Below are 24,374 nucleotides of genomic sequence, written 5' to 3' on the forward strand. Positions count from 1 at the left end.
CACCTTTTACAGCCAAAATTATTTGAACTTCTAATTGCATTAAATGAAATCACAAGAATTAAAATCTTATGACGGCCACTCCTATGAACTGGCTGGACTATTTTCCCTTGCCCTGAGATTAGTGGCCGGATGGACATACTTCTCTGCATTTTGGAGAAGGTTAGTTTTGGAAAACAAGCTCGACCCGGATGCCCCAGGCTACATTGGTGAGAAATTCAACCATTTCCTCCCCAATGCCTTGGGCATACAGCCTATGATTGAATATCTGTTGCTGAACCCCGATATTTTATGGATAGCCATGACTGTTTTCACCCTAGTGGAAGCGGTGGTAGGTCTACTTTTCATGCTGGGTTTATTCACCCGATTGATGAGTGTAGGGGTGTTTGGATTGGCAATGGGCATCTTGCTTGGCGCCGGATGGATAGGAACAACCTGTCTGGACGAATGGCAAATCGGCATTTTAGGGATTGCGGTTGGCTTTACCGTCTTTCTATCAGGCAGTGGCCGGTATTCTTTAGATTATTATCTAATGAAAAACCACCCCTCAATCAACGAGAAGCCCTGGTTTTCCTGGCTGGCCTCCGGTGTAATACCGATCAAGGCCAATGTCTTGCACAAGCTGGTTTTGGGGGGCTCTTTGGCCATTTTATTTATAACCCTTCTAACCAACCAGGTTTTCCATGGAGGGGTTTGGGGAACACTTCACAACAAATCCGTGAAGCCTAAACTTGAGCTATCAAAACCACAGCTGGAAAATGGCAGCTTGGAATTTACCGTTTTCAGAGTGGAAGGTGTTGATGTATACGGCTCTTGGCTAATCGGAATAGCGCTAGAGGAGCCAAATGGCGAGGCGGTTTTGGAATTGGATGGCAAAGAGCTGGCAGCATTCCCGGAAAGTCAGATTGCCAATACTTATGTGACCAAAGTTAAACCAGGTGCCCACAGTTTGATCATTCCTTTAGGCGGCAAAGCACGTCTGCGGATAGAAGACACTAGCCTAACTTCATTGAATAAAAATGAATATAGATTGAGGCTAACGGATATCAGCGGTGCTGAATGGACTATCCCTGTATATAAGTAAAAGCATGAGGCCGGGCCAACCTGGCCTCATGTTATTTTATAAACCCTGCGCCAAAGTTTGAACCCCTCCACCCAAATCACCGAGGCAAACCCGACTGCTAATGTTTGAAGCAAAATAGCGGCATTTAGAGGCGCAAAGTCAAAAACATTTCTCAATGGCTCAAAGTACAAAGCAAGTCCCAATACCCCCAGAGATGCCAATAATATCAGCGGCATGAGCCTGTTAGAGTAGCTCAGTGTTTTGACAATCGAATAATAAAAAGACCTGTTGACCAAGGTAAGAAAAACATTGCTGAAGATGAGTGTGGAGAAAATAACGGTTCGCACCAAATGCTCACTTGCCCCGGCCTCTATATAATAATACCCAATTCCTAGACAGCCTGCCGTGATCACCAGCCCTTGGACTATGCTGATGGCCAATTCCCGCAGGGAAAAGAAAGTGCTAGTCATCTTCCTCGGTGGACGGTTCATTGACCCCGGCTCAATGGGTTCGTTTTCAAACACTATAGAGCAGGTAGGCCCCATCACCAACTCCAAAAAGATCACATGTATAGGAGAAAATATGGCAGTGAATTCCCAGAAAAACACCAAGGGAAGGGTAACTATCAGAATAATGGGGATGTGGATGGAAATGATATATTGGATGGCTTTTTTAAGATTTTCATAAATCCTGCGCCCCAATGCCACGGCATCCACCATATGGGCCAGATCGTCATCCATCAGAACCAGTGCAGCAGCTTTTTTGGCGATCTCAGTCCCTCTCAGCCCCATGGCCACTCCAATGTGGGCGGCTTTTAGCGCTGGGCCGTCGTTCACCCCGTCACCCGTCATGGCCACTATCTCCCCATTTTCCTTCAAGGCTTCCACTACTTTCATTTTGGCTTGGGGAAACATCCTGGAAAACAGCTTGGTGTTTTTGACTTTCTCCCGCAGTTCATTTGCATCCATACTTAGCACTTCGGTTCCGGTAAGGGCGGATGAGTGGTTTTTCATACCAATCAACTCAGAAATAGCCTGGGCCGTTTTGGCATAATCGCCGGTTATCATTTTTACCTCAATCCCGGCTTTGTAAAACTTGGAGATGATCTCGGGGATATTGGATTTTGGCGGATCATAGAAGCAGACCAACCCCAGGAATTCAAATTGGAAATCAAACTGGGTTTCTGGAAAGGCTCCCACCCAATGAGCCACCTTTCCCACTGCCAAAACCCTATACCCCCGATGGGTATAATCATCCACCACTTTCATGATACCTTCCTTTTCGGACAGGGTCAAATCACATTGCTTAACGACCCCTTCCACGCTGCCTTTGACGGCGATCTTCCTGTCTTGGCTGCCATTCTGAAATATGTGCGTCATTATAGGAGGCGTCCCTCCCAATGGGTATTCATGAACCATGTTGTAGGCCCCTCTCATATCCACTTTTGCGGCCAATTGATAAGTTTTGTGGATAGCCTTTTCCATGGAATCAAATGGCAATATCTCGGAAGCCCAAAGACTATATTCCAGCACTTCATTAAGTTCGGCCTGTCCATCATTATATCTAAAATGCCTACCAGAAGCATGTTCATAAATGGCTGCCAACTCCATTTTATTTTCTGTAAGCGTCCCTGTCTTGTCCACGCAGATTACCGTGGCCGCCCCCAAGGTTTCCACGGTATAGGGACTCCGGGTAATGATTTGCTTTTTGTAAAGATGAAAAGCTCCCAGGGCCATAAATGTGCTGAAAGCCACGGGGATCTCCTCCGGCAGCACTGACATGGCCAGTGTGAGTCCCTGCAGAAGACTGTCCCAGATGTTCTCGGACAGGTAATAATTGAGCCCCCAAACAATAAAAAAAGCCACCGCTCCTATAGCCGCCATGCCGGTGACGAACCTGGAAATTTGAAGCTGAAGCGGTGTTTTGCTGGTTTCAATTCCGTGAAGGCTGATGCCTAGCTTATTCAAGGTGGTGTCCTTTCCCACCGCAGTAACTCTCCCCACACAGTTGCCTCCCAAAACCAAAGTTCCCTGGTAGAGGCTCTCCTTTTTACCATTGCCTGTCTTGGTTACGGGAAAGGATTCCCCCGTCAGGGCACTTTCATTGACCGTAAAATCATGGGACTCGATCACCTCCGCATCAGCGGGTATCAGATCGCCATCTTCCACCATCATAAGGTCATTTACCACCAACTGCTCACTTGGAATGGTGAGCAGCTCCCCTTCCCTGAAGACTTTGGCTTTTGGGCTGCTCATTCTCTTCAGCGCATCGATAGCATTTTGGCTCTTTCTTTCCTGAAAAAGGGAAATACCCGAAACCAACCCAATAGCAATCAACATGATAATACCTTCCTGATATTCTCCGAGAAAAAAATAAATGGAGGCTGCAGCCAATAATATCAGGAATATAGGCTCAAGCACAACCTCCTTAAGCAACTCCAACCAGCGCCATCTACTATCAGTTGGCATCAAGTTAGCTCCATGCTTTTCTCGGCTGGACAATACCTCCGCAGCATTTAATCCGGTGAATTGATGTAGCTGTTCCATTTCCTCAATAATTTACTGCTTATTTTTTGCATAAAAAATGAGGTAAACAACCTGTACGTATTTTATATTTAGTTTAAATAGGCCTATACCTAATCAGTAATGAAAACCAAACTGATATTTTTCTGGGAAATGATCAAAACAAGTTTTTGGTTTATACCCGCCCTTATTGTCAGTACGGCCATAGCTTTGGCCTTTTTCCTCATTCATGTGGACAGTAAGTATTCCATGGAGCCATTTGGCTTGTTTGATTATATCATTACGGAAGACGTGGATTCAGCCCGCGCCATTCTATCCACGATTGCTGGAGCGATGCTGAATGTTACCAGTATCGTATTTTCGATCACCTTGGTGGCGCTAACACTGGCATCTTCGGAATATGGATCGAGGCTGCTGAGAAATTTCATGAATGACCGGTTGAACCAAACGGTGCTCGGGGCTTATATTGCTACTTTTATGTTTTGCCTGCTGATTATGAGGGTGGTAAGAGAAGGGGATGGCTCTACGGATGAGTTTATTCCAAACATTTCGATTATCGCCACTTTAATCATTGCCTTGGCAAATATTTTCCTTCTTATCGCCTACATCCACCATATCGCTGTGATTATTCAGGCGGATAATATTATCTCAGATGTAAGCGACAAATTAAATAAAAGCTTAAACCATATATTCCCAACCAGCATCGGGAAAGAGAACCTCGAGCAGGACGAGACTTTTATCAATAAATACATACAAAAAATACCCTATAAGGATTTTGTGTATGCGGAAGAAAGTGGCTACCTACAGTTGATTAATGGCAATGATCTGATCAAGTTTGCAAAGAAAAACGACCTGATTCTGGTAGTGAAGTTCCGCCCCGGGGACCTGATTGTAAAAGGAAGCGAGCTGGTGCAGGTTCACGCCAACAAGATTTTGGAAGAAGGGCAGGCCGATGGCATCCGAGAGTCATTTGTGATCAGCCATGCGCGTACCCCAACGCAGGATGCCCAATTTGCCATCCACCAGCTGGTGGAAGTGATTGCCCGTGCCCTTTCCCCGGGTATCAACGACCCCTTTACCGCCATCACCGCCTTGGACAAGTTGATATCGAACCTGAGTGAGCTGGCTGATAAAAAGTTTCCTTCTCCATACCGATTTGATGAAGGGGACCGTTTACGCTTAGTGGTCAAATGCCTTGACTTTTCAGGAATGGCAGATGCTGCCTTCAATCAAGTGCGACAATATGGAAAAGAAAACCCTTCCGTTTTGATACGTTTGATGGAGGGCTTGAGTATAGTCAACAAATTTATAAAGATGAAAGACCGAGAGGAAGTCATCTTAAAACATGCCCATATGGCCATGAGGGCCGGTGAGGATTCCTTTAGCGAGCCAGAGGATTTGAAAGACCTTCGGGAAAGGTATAATAGGGTATTAAACCAACCTCCCCACGACCCCTCTGAGGGCGATTAAGTTAGATAACAATTAAATTACAAGTAGTTGGTTTGAAATTTATTCCCAACTGATTAATTTTCCGAAAAATAACCCATCCAATAAACGTAATGCTTTCCCTTACCAATCCAGAAAAACAAAAAATCGCCGGATTCTTAATCAAAGGTTTGATTTGTTTCTACGAAATTGATTCCAAGAAAATCTACTCCTTGCCTGACGATGAAGACCATTTCAGCTACGACCTGACGCCCGAGGAGGAGGATATTCTGGACGAAATCGAAGAAGATCCGGACAATTACGTGGAGTTTGTCAAAATGGAGCCTTACCATGAGAGTTTGATCATGGAGGAGTTTGCCGACCGCCATGTCAAAGAACGCTCCATGCAAGAGGATTTATTCAATGCCTTGGCCAAAACTAAAGCCACTTCCAGTTTCCGCGTGGTGCTGGAAAACTCCCCTCAATATAAGGCGAAATGGAACGAATATCTGCTATCCAAATATATCGACTGGGTGCAGGAACAGCTGGACAGCCATAACATCATGGAAAACTAATTTCTCCCTCTGATGCTAAAAAACCTGTTCCCCGTTCTTTTCCTGCTTCTTTCTTTCCAGGCGTATGGGCAGACTCTGCGTGAACTGCTCTCAGAGCCAACCCCCATCATTTGCAGCCACAGGGGTGTAATCCATCCCGACAAGGTTGAAAATAGCCTTTCCAGCATGGAAGAGTCCCTCCAGGCTGGAATCAAAATGCACGAGATAGACATTATGGAGACCAAGGACGGGGAGCTGTATATTTTGCATGACAAAACCCTGGACCGCACCACCAATCTCCAAGGTAAAATCTCGGAAAAAACCGCACAGGAACTCCGTCAAGGCAAGCTACTAAACACTGAGGAGTCCATTCCAAGCTTTAAAGACGCATTAAATTGGGCAAAAGAGAACGATGCCTTATTGATGTTAGATGCCAAGGAAGCACCTGTCCAGGCTATCATGGATGCGGTCAAGGCTGCTGAAATGATGGAAAAGGTGATGATATTGACCTTTTCCCGAGAGCGGGCCGCTGAGGCTTTTGATTATGATCAGCCCTATTATGTCTCTGTGCTGATCACCTCTGAAGAAGATATCTCTTATTACCAAGAACTTGCGACAGACCCTTCCTACATGATCGCATACATTAACAAGGCCGCTGATCTGGAGCTTTACAACAAGGTGCTGGAAGCCGACGTACCTATCGTCACCGACACCATGGGGGAGCTAGATTTGGCTGCCTATGAAGAAGGATTACAGGTTTTTCGTGAGTTTTATGAGCAAAGAAAACCAAGCATAATCGTAAGCGACTACCCTCTTTTGGTGCAGGAGGCAATTTTGAAATAGCAGTTTTGAAAGGAAATGCGTAACTTTTCACAAAAGACATTTTATGAAAAGGCTACTTTCCTGCTTGATACTTTTCCTATCTATCCAAACCCTTCACGCCCAAGACTCATGGACCTGGGGTGGGCCCTCAGATCCTCTTCAGGCTAAATATGAAGTGGAACACTATACGCTGAAGCTGGAATTTTTCCCTGAAACACAGGAAATAGCCGGAAGCAATACCATCAAATTCACCTGTCCTGGAAAACTGGACACCCTTAGGCTGGACCTGATTGATAATTATAAAGTGTCAAAGGTTCTGGTTTACGAGAAAGAAGTGGATTTTTCCCATCAAGAAGATATTTTGGATATTTATATCCCCGACGGCTGCGCTGAGGAGGTTACCGTATTTTATGGCGGCAAGACGCCCATTGCTCCGAATCCACCTTGGGTAGGCGGATTTACCTGGACCACAGATGAAAGCGGCAACCACTGGATGGGCTTGTCTAGCCAAAATGAGGGTGCAAAAATCTTCATGCCGGCCAAAGACCACCCTTCTAGTGAGCCCAAAAATGGCGTGGACCTGTACCTCACGGCCCCCTCCCCCTACTTCATCGCCTCTAACGGCCGGTTAACCCAACAAGAGGAAGCTGAAAGAAAAACCACGTATCACTGGACCAGCAGCTACCCCATCAATAATTATAACATCAATTTCACCCTTGGCAAATTTCACAAGGAAAGTAAGGAGTATGCTTCCATAGATGGAAATCCCATTCAGATGGAAGTTTATGTGTTGGAGGAAAATAAATCCCAGGCTCCTATGCTCTTGAAAGTTTTGGAGAATAGCACTCGCACCCATGAGTATTATTTTGGTGAATTCCCTTTTCCAGATGATAAAGTCGCTGTAGTGGAAACGCCTTACCTGGGCATGGAACATCAGACTATCAATGGGTATGGCAACAATTTTCAATTTGTGCCCATGGGGGATGAGTTTTATGATTGGCTGCTACACCATGAGCTTGGCCACGAGTGGTGGGGAAATAAAGTCAGTGTGAGAGATTGGGCCGATTTCTGGATCCATGAGGGCTTCACCGCTTATGGAGACTGGCTTTTTTACCTCAAACACGGCGGAGAGGAAGCCTATCAGCAGAAAGTACGTTCAGTCAGAAAGGATATCCCCAACAGCCAGCCAATTGTAAAAGGCACCAATCTCACAGCCGAAGAAGCCTACCATCCCGAAATTTACACCAAAGGGGCTTATATACTTCACAGCTTAAGGTTTTTTGTCGGGGATGAGCTCTTCTTTCCAATGTTGAAAGCCCTAGCCAACGACGAGCGCTTTATCTACCAAAACAGGACTACCACGGATGCAGTGATTGAATTTATGGAAACTTATAGTGAAAAGAGCCTTCGAGCATTTTTTGACCTCTATCTATACACCACCGACCTGCCTGTGGTGAAAGTGAAAAAGAAAGGCAAAGGAGCATACCATGTCAGCTTGGACAATATAGATTTCAAGATGCCGGTGGAAGTGCAAACGGATGAGGGCATCAAAACGGTCGAACTTTCCAAAAAGCCCACCACCATCCGTAGCAAGCAGGCTCCTGAAGTGGATCCAAAAGGGTGGTACTTGCTCAAAAAATAGGATTAACCTCGGATAATCAATTCATCCTCCTCGATGGGCAGGTCGATACTTGGCATTAGACTACTTACACCCCCTAATCACCCCTTAAAACTCATTTTAATGACTAAGCGAAGAAATTTATGCATTATTTTTAGTCAAAATAGCAAAATTTAAAATTTAATAATTATTTTAGAAGCGTTTTAAATCTAATAGACAATTTGGTCTAGAGCTTTTTTGACCCAATCAAACCTATTTTAACTCTTTATTAAACAATTTAATTTTTACTCACACTTTTATTCCACACAAAAAGAGAATTTAAAATGAAAAATTTCAAAAACACCAAATTTTTACCTTTGGTCGCTCTACTCAGCTTTTTATTAGTTGGGTGCAATAGTGACTTAATGCAAGTTGACCCTGTTCAGGAATCCTTGATGGATGAAGAGGCATTAATGAGTCAATTTAATCTAAAAGAATTGACCGAAATGACCGACTTCGCTAATTTAAGAGAGGGAGATTTTACGGGAAGATATTTGATTATAGCAAGAAATTCAAATTTGCCAAATAACTTAAACCAAAGAATTAAGGATGCTGGAGGGGAAATAGTAAAAACCTTTCCTGAAATTGGAGTGGCTGTTGCTGTTGGCCGATCAGAAGACTTCTTTTTGAAAGCAAGCCGTATAAATGGCATAGAGTCGGTGACACCAGATATAATCTTGAAGTACACTGAAGAGCCGGAGATAAGTGATTTTGACATGGCTTTAGAAGGTTCCGGTTCAAGCATCAATTCTTCTGGAAATGCTTTTAACTATGCCGATGCTATATTTGATGGATTTCAATGGGCGCCTTCATCTATAGATGCTCCACAAGCATGGGATGCCGGAATTACCGGAGAAGGAGTAAGAGTGGCCGTAATTGATGGAGGCTTTCATTCCTCACATATAGATTTGGCGCCAAATTTAGACATGAACAGTTCTACTTCAACAGTACCAGGATTTCAGTTTAATCAGGATACAGGGACATTTTGGCATGGCACACACGTGGCAGGCATAGTTGCTGCTTCCGGTTTTGGTATTGTTGGCATTGCACCAAAGGCTACAATTATTGGAGTTAAATCACTTCATAGTGGATCTGGTGCATTTGAGTGGATTCTAGAAGGCATTCTTTATGCAGCTACTCCACTATCACAAGGTGGAGGAGGTGCACAAATTATCAATATGAGCTTAGGCGCATCTATTAACTATAGAGACAATTGGCAAGAACCTGGTTTTAGGGATTTCTTTCGGGAATTACAGAAAATCTACGATAGAGCTACCCGATACGCTAATCAAAACGGGGTAACAGTTATTGCCTCGGCTGGGAATGGTGCAACAAACCATGATGTTGCAAAGGAATTGTTTAAACTTCCTGCACAAAACCAATTTGTACTGTCCATTAGTTCAACTGGACCAAGAGGTTGGGTATTAGGTAGCACAAATTTTTCTGATCCTGCGTATTATTCAGATTTTGGTAAATCATTAGTAGATTTCGCTGCTCCGGGAGGCACAGCAGGTTTTGCCATTGTAGATGGCGACTTCTCCCCATGTACTTTGATCGGAACAACGCGTTCCTCTACGCAGACCTGCGCTGTCTTTGACCAAGTTTTTAGTACCATTAGAGGAAGCACTGATGGAAATTATGGTTGGGCTCAAGGCACATCTATGGCTTCCCCTGCTGCAGCTGGGGTTGTAGCGTTGATGATGGAGGCAAACGGAGGTCACATGACCCCAGCCCAGGTAAACGCAAGATTAAGGCAATCTTCCACTGACTTGGGAAAACCTGGCAATGATGAATTCTATGGCCATGGATTTGTAAATGCAGCGAAAGCAACTGGAGTAAACTAATCAAATTCAGATCTAACTCAAATAACAAAAAGCTTTTGATTTAAAACACACTCCTTGGGCTGTTTAAATGGTCTAAGAAAATTAAAGCCTTCGGTTAATCTAACCGAAGGCTTTTTATTTTTTTGAGCCACCTTATTGTCAACCCCGAATAATCAATTCATCCTCCTCAATGGGCAGGTCGATACCCGGCGGCAGGTCAAGTACTGGGTCGCCGTCTTCTCCTTCGTCCCCGTCATCACCTTTGTCATCATCATCCCCATAGCCTCCTTTGACTATCAGCATGACTATTCTCAGCACTATTACCAAACAAATGATAATAGCCACGAAATAGTCCGGATGTAAAAGGAAATACTCCCTCATGGCAACTGTATTTTACTGAAAAATAGCCAGTAGTAAAATACATAAATTATACCAAGAGGGAGTATTTCGGCAAAGGATTTTTTACAGATTTTTTAGCTTTTGGATGCGAAGTCCTCCACGGCTCTCCAAACCCTAAACACATTGGTGCTGCAGATTTTCTCGATGTCTTCTTTGCTATACCCTCTTTTCAACAATTCCGCGAAAAGGTTTGGATACATAGAGACATCTTTGAGCCCTGTGGGTAAAGAATCCCCCACTCCGTCAAAATCCGAACCCAGTCCAACATGGTTGATCCCCACCAAGGATACCACGTGGTCAATGTGGTCGGCTACTTTTTGCACATCCGGAAAAGGGTTGTGCTTGGCCGAGTATTCAGAGATGTACTTTTGGGCTTCGGGATCATTTCTGCTCAATTCATTTTCGGCCAACCAGTTCACAATATGCTCCCTCACTTCACCTGTCTTCTGCTGGTAATCCCCGTCTATGAAGCTTCCTCCAAAATTGATCATGATCACACCGTCATTTTCAGCCAGTTTTTTGATCATATCATCATCCATGTTTCTTTCAAACCCTGGGGTAAACTTTCTTGCAGAGGAATGGGAGGCAATTACGGGAACGCTTGTCAATTCCATGACATCATAAAAAGTATCATCCGAAACGTGCGAAATATCTACCATGATACCCACGCGGTTCATTTCTTTTACTACCTCTTTGCCAAATTCACTAAGACCACCATGCGTTTTGGTATCATCATAAGAGGAATCTCCAATTAAGTTGTCTTTTCCATGGGTGAGGGTCACATAGCGGATTCCTCTTTCGTGGAAATAGGCTACATTTTCAAGCTTGTCCTCTATAGGGGCTCCGTTTTCCATCCCCATAGGCAGGGAAATAAGTCCCTTCTCAAAATTAGACTCGATATCACTAGGGCTGTAGGCCATGGCATATTTGTCAGGCCAGGTGTCGGCTATCCTCTCGGTCATCAGAATCAGGGAATCAGCAAATGCTTTTGCCCCGCCCCTTTCCTGATAACTTGCCGGAATGTAAATCGACATAAAGGGAGCATCAAGTCCCCCTTCTTTGGCTCTTGGGTAGTCAAAATTCCCCCCATCGGTTCTTTCCGATACGTCCAACATTTCACGCTGCAGGGTAAACCCTCCCACCTTCATTCTGTAAGGCAAATCCACGTGCCCATCAACCATGATAAATTCCTGGGCCATGGAGCGGGCAGCCTCCAGCCTTTCCTCATCGCTCATGGATTGATAATCGGTATCCTGCTGCACATCTGACTGCTGGCAGGCAAACATCATGGGGAAGGCCAAAGCCATCCCGATATACTTCAATGCTTTCATAGTAATGGATTAGGTTAGATTTTAGTCTAAAAAGGAATGTAGCACAAACTTTCCATAACAGGAAACGATTATCTACAAACGGTCAAGTAGCCCCTAGAATGGTTGGGTTTGTTAAAAAATGTGGATAAATTAACAAAATCCAAGAGGAAACTGAAAAGATTAAACGGGTTTTCCATATTGAGCTTTACAGGATTATCCTTAACTTGCTGTTTATACGGGCCTAACCATGCCCAAAATAACTGAATCCTCCCGTTCTGCTAGTGTAATCCTACATTTGAAAGACTGGAAATTTTCTTTTAGAATAGGAATATAAAGTACCATGAAAGCAATAACAAACCACGAATTAGAAAAAAACATGGAGGTCATCAGCCAACTTGATGATCTTGTAGGCGAGACTGTCGACAGCGTGTTGGTAGATCCAGACGATTGCTGGCAGCCCACCGATTTCCTTCCTAACATGACCGAGCCTGATGCCCTCGACCAGGTGAAAGCCCTGCAGGAAAGAGCGGCCGGCATCCCTGACACGGTAATCACTTCCCTGATTGGCAACATGATCACCGAGGAGGCCCTTCCGAGTTACCAGACTTACTTCAACCTTTTGGAAGGCATCAATCCTGAGGGAAGCCTTTTAAGCGAAAGAGGCTGGGTAAGATGGTCCAAAGCCTGGACGGCTGAGGAAAACCGCCATGGCGACCTGCTCAACAAATACCTTTACCTTTCTGGCCGTGCAGACATGAAAGCGGTAGAGCAAACGATCCACAGACTAATCTATAACGGTTTTGATCCAAGATCTGAAAAAGATCCTTATCAGGCCATTATCTATACTTCTTTTCAGGAAAGAGCCACCAAGGTATCCCACGTGAATACCGGAAAACTAGCCACTAAGGCCGGTGATGATGTGCTTTCCAGGATTTGCAAAACCATTGCCGGTGATGAAGCCCGTCATGAGAAGGCCTATAAGTCTTTCATGAGCAGGATCTTTGAAATCGACCCCAATGGTGCGATGGTTGCCTTTGAGAAAATGATGAAAAAACAAATTGTGATGCCTGCAGTTCTTATGGGTGAAGGTGGAAACAATCCAACTCTTTTCAGTCAGTTTTCGGCCATCACCCAAAAAATCGGGGTGTATACCGGCTGGGATTACGCCAGAATAATCGATCACCTAGTGAAGCTGTGGGATGTAGAGAACGTAACCGGACTCAACGATGTAGCGGCTAAAGCCCAAGATTATTTATCCGGACTTTCTTCCAGATACATGAGGCTAGCAGATCGAATGAAAACCCCAGACGAAATCAGCCTAGCTTGGCTTAAATAAGAAACTGAAAAGCTTGAATAACCTTCAAGCTTTTTTTTATGCATATTTTATGAACCCATGAAAACGATCAAACAAATTCATCCCGGGGAATTTCGTCCTATTGCGGACTTAATCACTTACAGCCCCATGCCCACACAAAGGCTTCAATATTTGGATCCTTTCCTATTTTTAAATCACCACGGTCATCAGACCTACGCTAAGGGAAACAATGGCCTCCCATTTGGCCCCCACCCACATAGGGGTATGGAAACAGTCACCTTTATATTGGAAGGTGATATATCACATAAGGACTCCTCAGGACACGAATCGGTAATAGAGGCTGGGGGTGTACAATGGATGACCGCCGGAAAGGGGTTGATCCATGCGGAAGTCAGCAGCGATCAATTCAAAAAAGAAGGCGGCCCGCTGGAGATCCTTCAACTATGGGTCAACCTTCCCGCAAAACATAAAATGACTGCCCCAAAATACATCGGACTACAGAAAGAAGAAATAAACACTTTCACTTACCCTGAGGATGAAAAGGTCACCATCCAGCTAATAGCAGGAGAATGGAATGGGGAAAAGGGAGCGTTTGAAACTTTAAATCCCATTTTCTTGAGCACAATACATATGAATGAAGGGGGGAAATTTACTAAGGAAGTGCCTAGCAGTGAAAATATCTTTTTTTATGTAGTGAGGGGCACGGTTAATGTAAATGGAACTGAGGTGGGATTTAGGAATCTAGTGGAATTTGCCAATCAAGATGGTACCTTGGAAGTGAGCGCCAGTGAGGACGCCGTTATTATATTGGGACACGCCAAGCCTTTTATGGAACCCATAGTGGCGCAAGGGCCATTTGTAATGAACTCACAGCAGGAAATCATGCAGGCTTACCAAGATTACCAGCAAGGCAAATTTGGCCATTGGGTTGATTAAGAAAAAAGAAAAGGAGGTAGAAAAAGTTATCAAAAAATACCTCCTTTATAGTTTCTCAAAAATAGTAAAGCGGAAAAAGTTGCTTAATCACCCTACGTAAAGATAGAAGTGAACCAACTTTTTTGAAATACCCAATTAGGGGTATTTTTTGACTTTTTTTTGTTGACAAAGTACAATTTCGAATAGGTAAAATATTAAACCTTCTGAAAAGTAGGGAATTATCTATTTCATATAAGATATTAAGCATAATTTATTATATAGCAAGGCTAACTTTTTATGGATTATCAAGAATTAATAGATGAAGTTTACCACGAGGTATCAAAATTAAAACTGAAAGGTAAAGTGGCTGATTATATTCCCCAACTGGCTGATATAGACCCCGATTTATTTGGTATCGCATTGGTGGATTTAGAAGGGAATGTTTACGGCGCAGGGGATTATCGGAAGGAATTTTCTATCCAAAGTATTTCCAAAGTTCACACCCTTACCATGGTTTTCCATGTTTTCAAGAGCAAGCTCTGGCACCGCGTAAATGTGGAACCCAGCGGCAACCCATTCAACTCTGTGGCACAGCTGGAATATGAAAAAGGAATTCCCAGAAACCCATTCATCAATGCCGGGGCCCTGGTAATCACAGATGCTTTGGTTTCAAAATTTAAAGACCCTGAAAAGGACATCATCAAATTTATCAATGAAATTACTGGCCATAAGTCTGTAAAGGTCAACCCCATAGTCCACACATCGGAATTAGACCATTCTGACCGAAACATGGCCTTGGCCCACTTTCTACGCGCGCATAAAAATTTTAACAACGGCATAGACAGGGTTTTGGATGTATATACTTACCATTGTTCTCTTGAAATGAACTGTATCGACTTGGCCAGGTCGTTTAACTTTTTGGCCAATGATGGTCATTGCATTTTTGCTGACCGCAGCATCCTGACCAAAAGGCACACCCAAAGGGTAAATGCCCTGATGCTGACCTGTGGGTTTTATGATGAATCCGGGGAGTTTGCATTCAGAGTGGGTATGCCGGGAAAAAGTGGTGTAGGCGGAGGCGTGGCAGCCGTGATGCCAAACAAATTTAGTGTCGCAGCATTCAGCCCCCAGCTCAACGATAAGGGAAATAGCCTCAAAGCTATGAAAGCCCTGGAATCGCTAACTACAAAACTAAAATTCTCCCTTTTCTAATTCTCATGGGCCAGGGCGAGCTTGATTTGACAATAGCTGAACCTGTCCCCAAAATGTTCTTTGACAGGCTTGAGGCGCTTTTCCTCAAGCCTTCTATAAAATACCCGAATGCTTGTGATGTCATCCTTTGAGACAAACTTTTCAGCATCCACTTTACCGTTTTTCACCAAATTTACCAAGTGACTTTCAATAGTATTGACTTTCATCTCGCGTTTATCGGCGATTTGATAGGTATTCATACCTTCCTGCAAGTATTTGTAGGTCAACCATTCTGTATCCGACACACCCGTACTTACTGCTTTTTTGACAGCACTCTTGCTAGTTGTCAGCTTCATCCTGACTTTTAACTTATGGGTTTTGATAAACCGTTTTATGACTTCCAAAAAGTCGGTCCCATAACGGTCAGCCTTTACCTCACCAACACCAGTCATATCCAAAAGTCTTTCCTTGGTATTGGGGCAATAGGTAGCCATATCAACTAGCGTGGTATCAGAAAACACAATATGCGGAGGCACATTTTCCTTTCTGGCTAATTCGAACCTCACCTCTTTTAAGGCTTCAAACAACTCCTTATTATATGCAACTTCTCTGGAAACCTTGACAGGCGCCTCCATTGGCAAGAATATTTTCTCTTTCTTTTTGAGTTTGTCCCAAGCCATGGTGGTTAATTTAAGAGTCGGGAACTGGCTTCCGGCCTCGGCTATATAGCCCTCCTTCATCAACTTTTCCCCCAGAGTTTTCCAATAATCTTCTGTCTGGTCCTTGCCAATCCCATACACAGACAATTTGGTATGCTCCTCTCTTATTTTAGCAGACTTTGACCCTCTCAAAATAAGAATGGTGTACCCAAGCCCAAAAGACTCCTGCAACCTTACTATGGCGGACAACAGCATCTGTGAAGACACAGTCATGTCCCGAGCATTCCCCTGGCTAAAACAAATGTCACAATTGCCACAATTATCGGTAAAATCCTCCCCGAAATAATTCATCAAATACTTCCTACGACAAGTTCTGCTCATTCCAAAATTTCTCATTTTGGCAAGTTTCCCTTTCATGATAGCCACATAGTCGGGATTGTCGGCTTTCTCGAGCATGCGCTCAAGTGTAATGGAATCAGCCACGCTGAAGAAAAGTAAAGCCTCACTGGGCAACCCATCCCTTCCTGCTCTACCAGTTTCTTGATAATAGCCTTCAATGTTTTGGGGCAGGTTCATATGAACTACAAACCTCACGTTGGACTTATCTATCCCCATCCCGAAAGCGATGGTAGCCACCATGATCTTGGTTTCATCCTTGATAAACTGTTCCTGGTTCTTCTCCCGGACTTCTCTGGGCAATCCTGCGTGATAGGGCAAAGCAGAAAGCCCAACCATCTGGAGTTTTTCGGCGGTCTCCTCCACATTCTTTCTGGAAAGGCAGTAAATGATCCCGCTATTCCCCTGCTGTTCTTCCAAGAACTCTAGCAACCTTTCGAAAGAATTCCGCTTGGGCTCCACCCTATAGGTGATGTTGGATCTGTCAAAAGAAGAGATAAACCATTGGGGATCCTTCAGGCCTAGGTTAAGCGCAATATCCTTACGGGTAAGTTTATCCGCTGTGGCAGTGAGGGCTATGAATGGGATGTTAGGCAGAAGCTTCCTGAGTTCACCTATCTTGAGATATTCTGGACGGAAATCATGCCCCCATTGGGACACGCAGTGGGACTCATCGACAGCCACCAAGGAAAGTTTGCTGTTTTGCAAAAAATCCGACAAGGGTGAAGATGGGGAAAATAGTCTTTCCGGCGCTACATACACCAGCTTGATCTTTCCTTGTTCCACTTCCTGAAGAATGTATCGCTGCTCACTTTGGCTCTGGGTACTGTTCAAAAATGCAGCGGGGATGCCATTGGCGTTAAGCGCATCCACCTGATCTTTCATCAAAGCAATCAAAGGACTTATTACAAGAGTAAACCCTTCCAAAACCATGGCCGGCACTTGGTAGCAGACTGACTTTCCTCCACCGGTAGGCATGAGGACAATGGTGTCCTTCTTGTCCATCACCGATTTGATAATGGCTTCCTGGTTGCCACGGAATTGATTATAGCCAAAAAAGCCTTTAAGTACTTCAATAGGAGAGTTCATAGAAAAACAGACAGGTGCTTGAATTACAAATCTACAAAAATCAAATTGACTGAGGGAAATACAATCTAAAAAGTAAGGGCAGTCATCTTTTTACGATCTTGATCCTTTCCACTTTGCTGCCCCAGTGCACTTCAAGAATCCATAGCCCCGGGGTAATGGCCCCAATCAGCTCTGAGGCCCCGAATCTGAGTTCATTGAGGTCCTTAAACGCCAACTGCCCCGAGCTAGTGGTGGATGAAAAAATGCGACATAAAATCTCCTCGCCACTGTACTGCTGGGCATCCAACAGCTCCAGCTGAAACTCTGTGCCGGTAGCGGGATTGGGATATGCGCGCCACACCCCTTCGGTGAATGTGGCTGAAGGCACCCGGATTGAAATGATGTCGCTATAATCAAACGACCCATTAAAATCCACCTGCTTCAATCTATATAACAAGTTCCCACCCTTCAACGGCAGCCTGTCGTCCACGAATTCATAATTGCTCAGGGATTCCGACCACCCTGTACCCTGCACATTGCCAATAACCTCAAACCCACTAGCGCCATCAATGGACCTTTCAATTTCAAAATGGCTATTTTCCCATTCTTTGGTGGTGGACCAGTAAATTTTATTTTCTCTTATATTATTATTGAATGTAACATTAATATTTTGCCATTCAATTGGGGTAATGCTTATCAATTGGAACTTGACAATGACAATTCCAGATCGACCATTCCCGCCTTGAAGGCTACCTGCTCCACCGCCTGAACCTGGTGTTTGACCAGCACCACCTTCTCCAACATTCCTAGCAACACCGCCAACCCCGCTACCCCCAACACCTTGAGAACTTAAATATAAATCCCCTAATGTTGCCGTAGCACCTCCTCCAGCAGAATATATATTCCGTATGCCTGAAAAGTCAGACTCTACGCCAGCCCCACCATTTCCTCCCGATACAAATTCAGCATCCAATGCACCACTAATACCTGCCGAGCCGGCTCCTCCACCACCCCCACCAGAGCCATCTAGACCATTAATTATACCTATTCCCCCATTATTTCCATCGCCATTGCCAAAACTACCATTTCCACTCGCTCCACCACCTGCTGCACCATTTCCAGTCCCCGCACTACCATCTGATTCATTTGTGGAACCCCCTCCACCTCCACCACCAGAAATAACTGCAAAAGATCCATTCAAATCAAAACTTGATTGACCACCGTCGCCACCTCTATTGTTTAAATCACCTGAGCCAACCCCTCCATCACCCACTACTATAGGGATCCTAACATCAAAGCCAAACCCCTGACCATTATTAATGTTTGTAAAGGTCAATTCAATATGCCCCCCACCGCCGCCGCCGCCGGCCATTTCACCTCTACCGCCGCCACCGCCACCACCAACTACCATTACTTCAAACTCAGTAAGTCCAACAGGAGGAATCCATTCACAAACCCCGGTTAAAAACTCTATTATGGCCTCCCCAGTTAGAGCTCCATCATCGATTAATGTGGCACAATCTGGCCAATTGGGATCAGCATCAGGACAGGAGTATGAAATTTTCACATATCCGTTGCCGCCCTTACCTCCGACAGCGATATTTTGAGCAGGATTATCTGTTTGCCTTCTTCCACCACTACCGCCACCACCTCTAATTCCATCTGAACTTCCTTGCCCTTGACTACTCCCATCACCACCTTTGCCCCCACCTTCTACTTCACCTCCAGTTGGCCCCTGGCCAGCAACACCATTTTGGAAAGTACCACCGGATGAACCACCTCCGCCCGAAACAGGGGATATAGTGTTTCCCGGTGGCCGAGTAGTAGTGGTTTGATTGCCTCCATTTCCACCGTTGTACCTAATCTCTCCTATCCCCAAGGCAGCTTGTCCACCCTGTGCTCCTGTTGGAGAATTTAGACCTACGGAGCTTCCACCTCTAGCAAGTACAAAAGGGTTATTTACATTTGTTGATAATGAAACCCAAGAGGCTTCCCCTGGATTAACGCTTTCACTGCCTTCCCCCACAAAAACACTAAGAGTTTGTCCTGGGATCACTACAAGCGTTTGCCTAGAGTAGGCACCGCCACCGCCCCCACCACCTCCACCAGTAATGGACATATCAGCCCCTTTTCCACCAGCACCCCAAACTTCAACTGTGACTGATGTAACCCCAAATGGAACATTGAAGGAAAAATTCCCTGAAATAGCATATTCCCTGAAGCACTGGCCTTGGGCAAAGCCAGCGGTAAGTATAAAATAAAAGAAAATTGACTTAAAAAAGACTTTCATAATGCAAGCATTTACTCCTAAAAATCGGAAAGTAATAGACACTCACTCGCAGAATAGCTAACTTCTTAAAAAAAGAAATTGAGACAAAAATAATTTTGCTTATACAAATATATGTAATAAATTAATTTGAATCACTCCTTATCTTAGAATTAATTACAGATTACCCTAGAAATACCAAAACCATGTAGTTTTATAAAAATAAAAGGCTGACTTTATAAGCCAACCTTGATAAAGAAATGTTTTTTAAGAAAAAGGGTTAAAAAAATGAGTATCAAAAAGCCAGGCCCCTTCATTTCTTCTCATCGCTAAAAAGTAAACTTAAAAAATCTATAAATGCATTTAGACACCGTTTATTTGCATTACAGAAGTAAATTTACAGAAAAATTTTAACCCCGCAATACTTGCATTTCTTTTTTTATCACTATTTGATGATTTATTTATCCACACAGTTATTCACACGACTTAAAGTGGACAATAAGCAGATTTTGATAATAAAACCATTATATACCCTCCATCTGAAAAGCAAAAAATCCCGGCAGGTAGGTTCTGCCGGGATTTTTAAAATTCCGTATTCTCAGTAAGGATTGTCCGCTTCTTAGGTCATCAGTCTTCGGTCTCCTTGCTGCTGACATCTCGACGGATATTACTAATTATTTGCTTTTAATCTTTGATAACCTTCAGGTACTCTACCTGCTGATTGGACTGAAGCTCTACCACGAAAACCCCTTTTGGGATTCTGGGAAGGAGTTTTTGCAGGTGCCTGTTAAGTTCTACCTCGCTTTTTGCCGTGAAGGTGGCCAACGGGATCTGGGAAGTCATCACTTTTACCTGTATATCCGACCTAAGGCTTTCCGCGGCCAGACGGGCGATATTGAATTCATATCCCCTTATGGGATTGGGATAGGCGCGCCAGTCCCCCTTGGTCACCTGCACGCCAGGTACATTCACCATCATCGTCTGGCTATAATCAAAAGTCCCATCAAAATCCACCTGCTTGATCCTATAATAGACCCTACCCCCTCTCAGCGGCAGATCCTCATCACAAAAACTATACTCCGTCAAATCATCCGACCAGCCCATGCCCTCTACGCGCCCTATCTTCTTATAATCCTTTACCCCATCTATGGACCGCTCAATTTCAAAATGGCTGTTTTCCCATTCTTTGAGGGTGGACCAGTTTACGGAGTTAGATCGAGAGGAGGCTTCGTATTTAGCAGAGACTTCGTACCATTCGACGGGATTAATACTTATTAATTCAAATCTAACAATAACCAACCCCCTTTGACCAGCCCCTCCTGCTGTTATACCTGCTCCGCCACCTGACCCTACAGTAAGGCCTACCCCACCTGAGCCAGGATTTCTAGCAATTCCCCCAACATTATCCCCACCTTCACCTTGAGCTCTCGAAAATTCAATATCAACACTGGCCGTTCCACCTCCTCCAGCAGCCACTAAAATACTTCTATCATTATTAATGGAATAGAAATAACCACTTCCCCCATTACCACCATTTGCATTTAAACTATAATAACTCCCTGCGACCCCAGAGGTTGAGTTCCCTCCTCCTCCTCCTCCTGCTCCGCCTGCTCCATCGTTTTGACCATCTGCCCCCCCACCTGGAAACCCACACCAGGAATCTTCTATACCACATGAGTCTCCAGCAATTAAATAGCACTCATCTGCATCACCAAAGTCACCACCAGCAGCAGCACCTCCCCCGGAGGATGCATATCCATTTCCTTTTCTACCATTGGAGTTCAGGTCGGATCCACCACCACCTCCTCCACCTACAATTATTTCAAAAAAAGTTTCAAGCCGAAAATAAGTTTTATTTCCATCTCCACCCTGACTATCTAGCTGCAAAGATCCATTTCCACCATTCCCAACTTCAACAATAAATTTTTCATTTCCATTAAAACCATTTCCATTGTTAACATCACAAAATTTTCTACGCACAACACCTCCCGCACCTCCGCCACCAGCCTTTTCACCACGACCTCCTCCTCCTCCTCCTCCTACAAGAAACACTTCAAACTCCATCAAACCAGCTGGTGGGCTCCATTCACAAATACCCTCCCTATAAGATATAACAACTTCTCCAGTTCTAACTCCAGTATCCTCTAAAAAAGCGCATGATGGTAAATCAGTAAATTGACATTTATATTCTATTTCAATAAAGCCTGCCCCGCCAACTCCAGGATTATGATGACTATTCCCCCTATTTACTGTAGCCCCGCCTCCACCTCCTCCTTGAGTACCAGCATTACCTGAACCATGTTGTCCTTGAATACCAACTCCACCATTACCATACGCCGAATCACCACCACTTCCTGACCTATTGTTTTGTGCACTTTCTCCATCTCCTCCGGAAACTTTAGAGTCGCCCCTTCCATTTTCAGAATTACCTCCAACCCCTCCAACTTGGCCATTTGCCTTACCTCCGCCTTTAGCTAATACAATTGCATTATTTTTGATATTATCTCTTGAAACCCAAGAATCTCCCCCATCGGAATTTACCCCTCCACTACCAACATTGATAAAAAATTGATCTCCAGCAGAAACACTTATCACTGACTGAGAATATCCACCTGCACCACCTCCGCCTGCTCTATCATAATAATACACGCCGCCACTTCCACCACCCCCTACCACGCTAATTCTTATTTGAGAAACATTTGCAGGTACAAAAAATCTATCAGAACCACTAACGCTATATGTTTCCCTACAATCAAAATCCTGACTTTTAACTTTAAAACTTATCAAAATAGAAAACAAAAACACCAAAATAACAGGCAATAACCTCATGAGCTTACAATATATTTTAAACGTAAAAATATGTATTTTACAAAAAAAACAAGCGTTTAAAAGAAAAATAGCATAAATTTCAATTACCACCAAAAAAAAGCACCTCAATCCTGAGGTGCTTTAAAAATTATTTATTTTAAGTAGTTCTTACCCGTTCATACTGATCAAAAACTCCGTGTTGTCACGCGTGCCTCGCATTCTTTGGAGCAAGAACTCCATAGCTTCCTGGGAGGTCATGTCGGACATGAGCTTTCTTAGGATCCAGATACGCTGCATTTCCTCTTTGTCCATAAGGAGATCCTCTCTTCTTGTACCAGAACCCGGTACATCGATAGCAGGATAGATACGACGGTTGGATAGTTTTCTGTCAAGGGAAAGCTCCATGTTACCGGTTCCTTTGAATTCCTCAAAGATAACCTCGTCCATCTTGGAGCCTGTCTCCACTAGTGCAGTTGCTATGATGGTCAATGAACCGCCATTTTCAACATTTCTCGCTGCCCCAAAGAATCTCTTAGGCTTGTGCAGGGCATTGGCATCCACACCACCGGAAAGGATCTTTCCTGAGGATGGCACTACTGTATTGTATGCTCTGGCAAGTCTGGTGATGGAATCCAAAAGGATCACCACATCATGGCCACACTCCACCATTCTCTTAGCTTTTTCCAATACCATGGAAGAAACCTTCACATGGCGCTCGGCCTGCTCATCAAAAGTTGAGGATATCACCTCAGCCTTTACTGATCTAGCCATATCTGTTACCTCTTCAGGACGCTCATCGATCAATAGGATCATCAAGTGAACTTCAGGGTGGTTTTCTGCGATGGCATTGGCTATCTTTTGAAGCAATACCGTCTTACCTGTTTTAGGCTGCGCCACAATCATCCCCCTCTGGCCTTTCCCGATAGGTGCAAACAGATCCAAAATTCGGGTAGAGTAGTTATCCGGCTTGGTAGTCAGGTTTAACCTCTCCTCAGGGAACAATGGAGTAAGGTACTCGAAAGGAATTCTATCCCTGATCTCCTCGGTAGTTTTACCGTTTACGGTTCCAACCTTCAAAAGGGCAAAATACTTCTCCCCTTCTTTTGGAGGACGAATCTGACCTTTTATATTATCACCCGTTTTCAGACCGAAAAGTTTGATCTGGGAAGGGGATACATAGATATCATCCGGTGAGGCCAAATAATTATAATCCAATGATCTCAAGAAACCGTATCCGTCGGACATGATTTCAAGCACACCTTCATTTTCTATAATGCCATCAAAATCCTTGATGCTAATGTTTGATTTCTTTCTGGAAGACTCATTAGGTTGCGATTGGGGCTGTGAATCCTCATCTCGCTGCTGTCTTCTACGCGGCTGCTCCTGATCTTGAGACTTTTCGGATGCAGTGCTGCTGGAAACGGCTTCTTCGACCACGGCTCTTCTTCTCGGCCTAAAGCTCCTTCCGGACTCTTCCTGCTTGCCTTCAGAAGATCTCTTATCCTCCTGCTTTGGCTGAGGCTTGGGCGGCACTTCTTTCTTTTGCTCTTTTTGCGGCTCTTCCTTTCGGGTTGGCGCTGCCTTTTGGGGCGCTTCCTGCTTTATGGCCTCTTTTGGAGCTTCTTTTTCTTTTTTGGGCTCCTCTTTTTTGGCTTCAGGCTTTGGTTCCTTATCATCCTTTTCAAGTTCAGTCACGTTCTGGCGTCTGAATTTTGGTTTGGAAGGCTGTTCTTGAGGTGTGTCTGCTGATTCTTCCGGGGAGGAAGGTGTTTCAATTTCTGCTTTGGAGGGCTTTTTCTTGGGGAGGGCTTTTTCCGGAGTGATGGCCTGCTGGTCCAAAATGGCATAAACAAGCTCGTCTTTCTTAAGGGATTTAAAGTTTTTGACCCCCAGCTCCTCAGCTATCTCTTTCAGTTCAGACAGCAATCTGATTTTTAATTCTTCTATGTTATACATAAAAAGCGTATGATATTACTCGAATTGAATAAATGAAGTAAGTATTGTGACTAATTGTGATTGGAATAAAAAGGTCTTCAGGATAATGTAAAATCACCGGGACCGGGATTTTTGATACTGTGACTTTGCAATATTACATCATCAGAATTTAATTAGCAAATTTTTCTTCTGCAAGCAACTGAATCTTAGCAATAAATTCACACGTTGCTCGAAAACAAGTAAAAATCT

The 24,374-nt window shown here is 44.1% G+C and carries 16 protein-coding genes; 9 read left to right on the forward strand and 7 right to left on the reverse strand.

The genetic code is table 11. The features are described 5' to 3' along the window. Positions 1 to 43 precede the first annotated feature (43 nt). Positions 44 to 1,081, forward strand: coding sequence for a TQO small subunit DoxD (locus KI659_RS09035; RefSeq protein ID WP_213945024.1), 1,038 nt, complete (start codon positions 44 to 46; stop codon positions 1,079 to 1,081). Positions 1,082 to 1,107: 26 nt separating this feature from the next. On the opposite strand, the gene KI659_RS09040 is transcribed toward KI659_RS09035, so the two are convergent. After that, positions 1,108 to 3,606: a cation-translocating P-type ATPase gene (locus KI659_RS09040; RefSeq protein WP_213945025.1), complete on the reverse strand. Its 2,499-nt coding sequence runs from the start codon at positions 3,604 to 3,606 to the stop codon at positions 1,108 to 1,110. 99 nt (positions 3,607 to 3,705) lie between these two features. Here KI659_RS09040 and KI659_RS09045 point away from each other — a divergent pair, with 99 nt between their 5' ends. From KI659_RS09045 to KI659_RS09065, 5 genes are all read left to right on the forward strand, one after another. Beyond that, positions 3,706 to 5,052 carry a DUF2254 domain-containing protein gene (locus KI659_RS09045; protein WP_213945026.1) on the forward strand — a complete coding sequence of 449 codons (1,347 nt, stop codon included), beginning with the start codon at positions 3,706 to 3,708 and terminating at the stop codon, positions 5,050 to 5,052. Positions 5,053 to 5,141: 89 nt separating this feature from the next. Further along, positions 5,142 to 5,582, forward strand: coding sequence for a UPF0158 family protein (locus KI659_RS09050; protein WP_213945027.1), 441 nt, complete (start codon positions 5,142 to 5,144; stop codon positions 5,580 to 5,582). Positions 5,583 to 5,594: 12 nt separating this feature from the next. Then, positions 5,595 to 6,404: a glycerophosphodiester phosphodiesterase family protein gene (locus KI659_RS09055; protein WP_213945028.1), complete on the forward strand. Its 810-nt coding sequence runs from the start codon at positions 5,595 to 5,597 to the stop codon at positions 6,402 to 6,404. A 43-nt stretch (positions 6,405 to 6,447) separates the two neighbouring features. After that, a complete protein-coding gene (locus tag KI659_RS09060; RefSeq protein ID WP_213945029.1) occupies positions 6,448 to 8,025 on the forward strand; it encodes a M1 family metallopeptidase in 1,578 nt (525 codons plus the stop codon). Positions 8,026 to 8,324: 299 nt separating this feature from the next. Further along, complete coding sequence (locus tag KI659_RS09065) at positions 8,325 to 9,884, forward strand: S8 family peptidase (protein WP_213945030.1); 1,560 nt, start codon at positions 8,325 to 8,327, stop codon at positions 9,882 to 9,884. Positions 9,885 to 10,022: 138 nt separating this feature from the next. Here KI659_RS09065 and KI659_RS09070 read toward each other — a convergent pair whose 3' ends face one another. Then, on the reverse strand, positions 10,023 to 10,244 hold the full coding sequence (locus KI659_RS09070; protein WP_213945031.1) for a hypothetical protein: 222 nt from the start codon (positions 10,242 to 10,244) through the stop codon (positions 10,023 to 10,025). Positions 10,245 to 10,336: 92 nt separating this feature from the next. Beyond that, entirely contained in the window at positions 10,337 to 11,551 is a 1,215-nt protein-coding gene (locus tag KI659_RS09075) for a dipeptidase (protein ID WP_394369781.1), read from the reverse strand. Positions 11,552 to 11,912: 361 nt separating this feature from the next. On the opposite strand from KI659_RS09075, the gene KI659_RS09080 reads away from it, so the two are divergent. The 3 genes from KI659_RS09080 to KI659_RS09090 all read left to right on the forward strand — a co-directional run bounded on the left by KI659_RS09080 (position 11,913) and on the right by KI659_RS09090 (position 15,014). Next, a complete protein-coding gene (locus tag KI659_RS09080) occupies positions 11,913 to 12,908 on the forward strand; it encodes an acyl-ACP desaturase (RefSeq protein ID WP_213945033.1) in 996 nt (331 codons plus the stop codon). 57 nt (positions 12,909 to 12,965) lie between these two features. Then, entirely contained in the window at positions 12,966 to 13,823 is an 858-nt protein-coding gene (locus tag KI659_RS09085; RefSeq protein ID WP_213945034.1) for a pirin family protein, read from the forward strand. Positions 13,824 to 14,099: 276 nt separating this feature from the next. Continuing rightward, positions 14,100 to 15,014 (forward strand): glutaminase, encoded by a 915-nt coding sequence (locus KI659_RS09090; RefSeq protein ID WP_213945035.1) that lies wholly within the window; start codon positions 14,100 to 14,102, stop codon positions 15,012 to 15,014. On the opposite strand, the gene recQ is transcribed toward KI659_RS09090, so the two are convergent. The 4 genes from recQ to rho form a co-directional block, all read right to left on the reverse strand. After that, positions 15,011 to 17,137 (reverse strand): DNA helicase RecQ, encoded by a 2,127-nt coding sequence (recQ, locus tag KI659_RS09095; RefSeq protein ID WP_213945036.1) that lies wholly within the window; start codon positions 17,135 to 17,137, stop codon positions 15,011 to 15,013. The two genes, KI659_RS09090 and recQ, sit on opposite strands and share 4 nt — an antisense overlap. Positions 17,138 to 17,219: 82 nt before the next feature. Next, positions 17,220 to 19,406: a glycine-rich domain-containing protein gene (locus KI659_RS09100; protein WP_213945037.1), complete on the reverse strand. Its 2,187-nt coding sequence runs from the start codon at positions 19,404 to 19,406 to the stop codon at positions 17,220 to 17,222. A 660-nt stretch (positions 19,407 to 20,066) separates the two neighbouring features. After that, positions 20,067 to 22,211: a glycine-rich domain-containing protein gene (locus KI659_RS09105; protein WP_213945038.1), complete on the reverse strand. Its 2,145-nt coding sequence runs from the start codon at positions 22,209 to 22,211 to the stop codon at positions 20,067 to 20,069. Positions 22,212 to 22,358: 147 nt separating this feature from the next. Then, positions 22,359 to 24,146: a transcription termination factor Rho gene (gene rho, locus KI659_RS09110; protein ID WP_213945039.1), complete on the reverse strand. Its 1,788-nt coding sequence runs from the start codon at positions 24,144 to 24,146 to the stop codon at positions 22,359 to 22,361. Between the last annotated feature and the right edge of the window lie 228 nt (positions 24,147 to 24,374).

The organism is Litoribacter ruber, from assembly GCF_018449405.1.
Classification (GTDB): domain Bacteria; phylum Bacteroidota; class Bacteroidia; order Cytophagales; family Cyclobacteriaceae; genus Litoribacter; species Litoribacter ruber.

Coding starts and splice junctions, on each gene's coding strand:
- KI659_RS09035 (WP_213945024.1), top strand. CDS start 44: ATGAAATCACAAGAATTAAAATCTTATGACGGCCACTCCTATGAACTG.
- KI659_RS09040 (WP_213945025.1), bottom strand. CDS start 3,606: ATGGAACAGCTACATCAATTCACCGGATTAAATGCTGCGGAGGTATTG.
- KI659_RS09045 (WP_213945026.1), top strand. CDS start 3,706: ATGAAAACCAAACTGATATTTTTCTGGGAAATGATCAAAACAAGTTTT.
- KI659_RS09050 (WP_213945027.1), top strand. CDS start 5,142: ATGCTTTCCCTTACCAATCCAGAAAAACAAAAAATCGCCGGATTCTTA.
- KI659_RS09055 (WP_213945028.1), top strand. CDS start 5,595: ATGCTAAAAAACCTGTTCCCCGTTCTTTTCCTGCTTCTTTCTTTCCAG.
- KI659_RS09060 (WP_213945029.1), top strand. CDS start 6,448: ATGAAAAGGCTACTTTCCTGCTTGATACTTTTCCTATCTATCCAAACC.
- KI659_RS09065 (WP_213945030.1), top strand. CDS start 8,325: ATGAAAAATTTCAAAAACACCAAATTTTTACCTTTGGTCGCTCTACTC.
- KI659_RS09070 (WP_213945031.1), bottom strand. CDS start 10,244: ATGAGGGAGTATTTCCTTTTACATCCGGACTATTTCGTGGCTATTATC.
- KI659_RS09075 (WP_394369781.1), bottom strand. CDS start 11,551: ATGATGTTTGCCTGCCAGCAGTCAGATGTGCAGCAGGATACCGATTAT.
- KI659_RS09080 (WP_213945033.1), top strand. CDS start 11,913: ATGAAAGCAATAACAAACCACGAATTAGAAAAAAACATGGAGGTCATC.
- KI659_RS09085 (WP_213945034.1), top strand. CDS start 12,966: ATGAAAACGATCAAACAAATTCATCCCGGGGAATTTCGTCCTATTGCG.
- KI659_RS09090 (WP_213945035.1), top strand. CDS start 14,100: ATGGATTATCAAGAATTAATAGATGAAGTTTACCACGAGGTATCAAAA.
- recQ (WP_213945036.1), bottom strand. CDS start 17,137: ATGAACTCTCCTATTGAAGTACTTAAAGGCTTTTTTGGCTATAATCAA.
- KI659_RS09100 (WP_213945037.1), bottom strand. CDS start 19,406: ATGAAAGTCTTTTTTAAGTCAATTTTCTTTTATTTTATACTTACCGCT.
- KI659_RS09105 (WP_213945038.1), bottom strand. CDS start 22,211: ATGAGGTTATTGCCTGTTATTTTGGTGTTTTTGTTTTCTATTTTGATA.
- rho (WP_213945039.1), bottom strand. CDS start 24,146: ATGTATAACATAGAAGAATTAAAAATCAGATTGCTGTCTGAACTGAAA.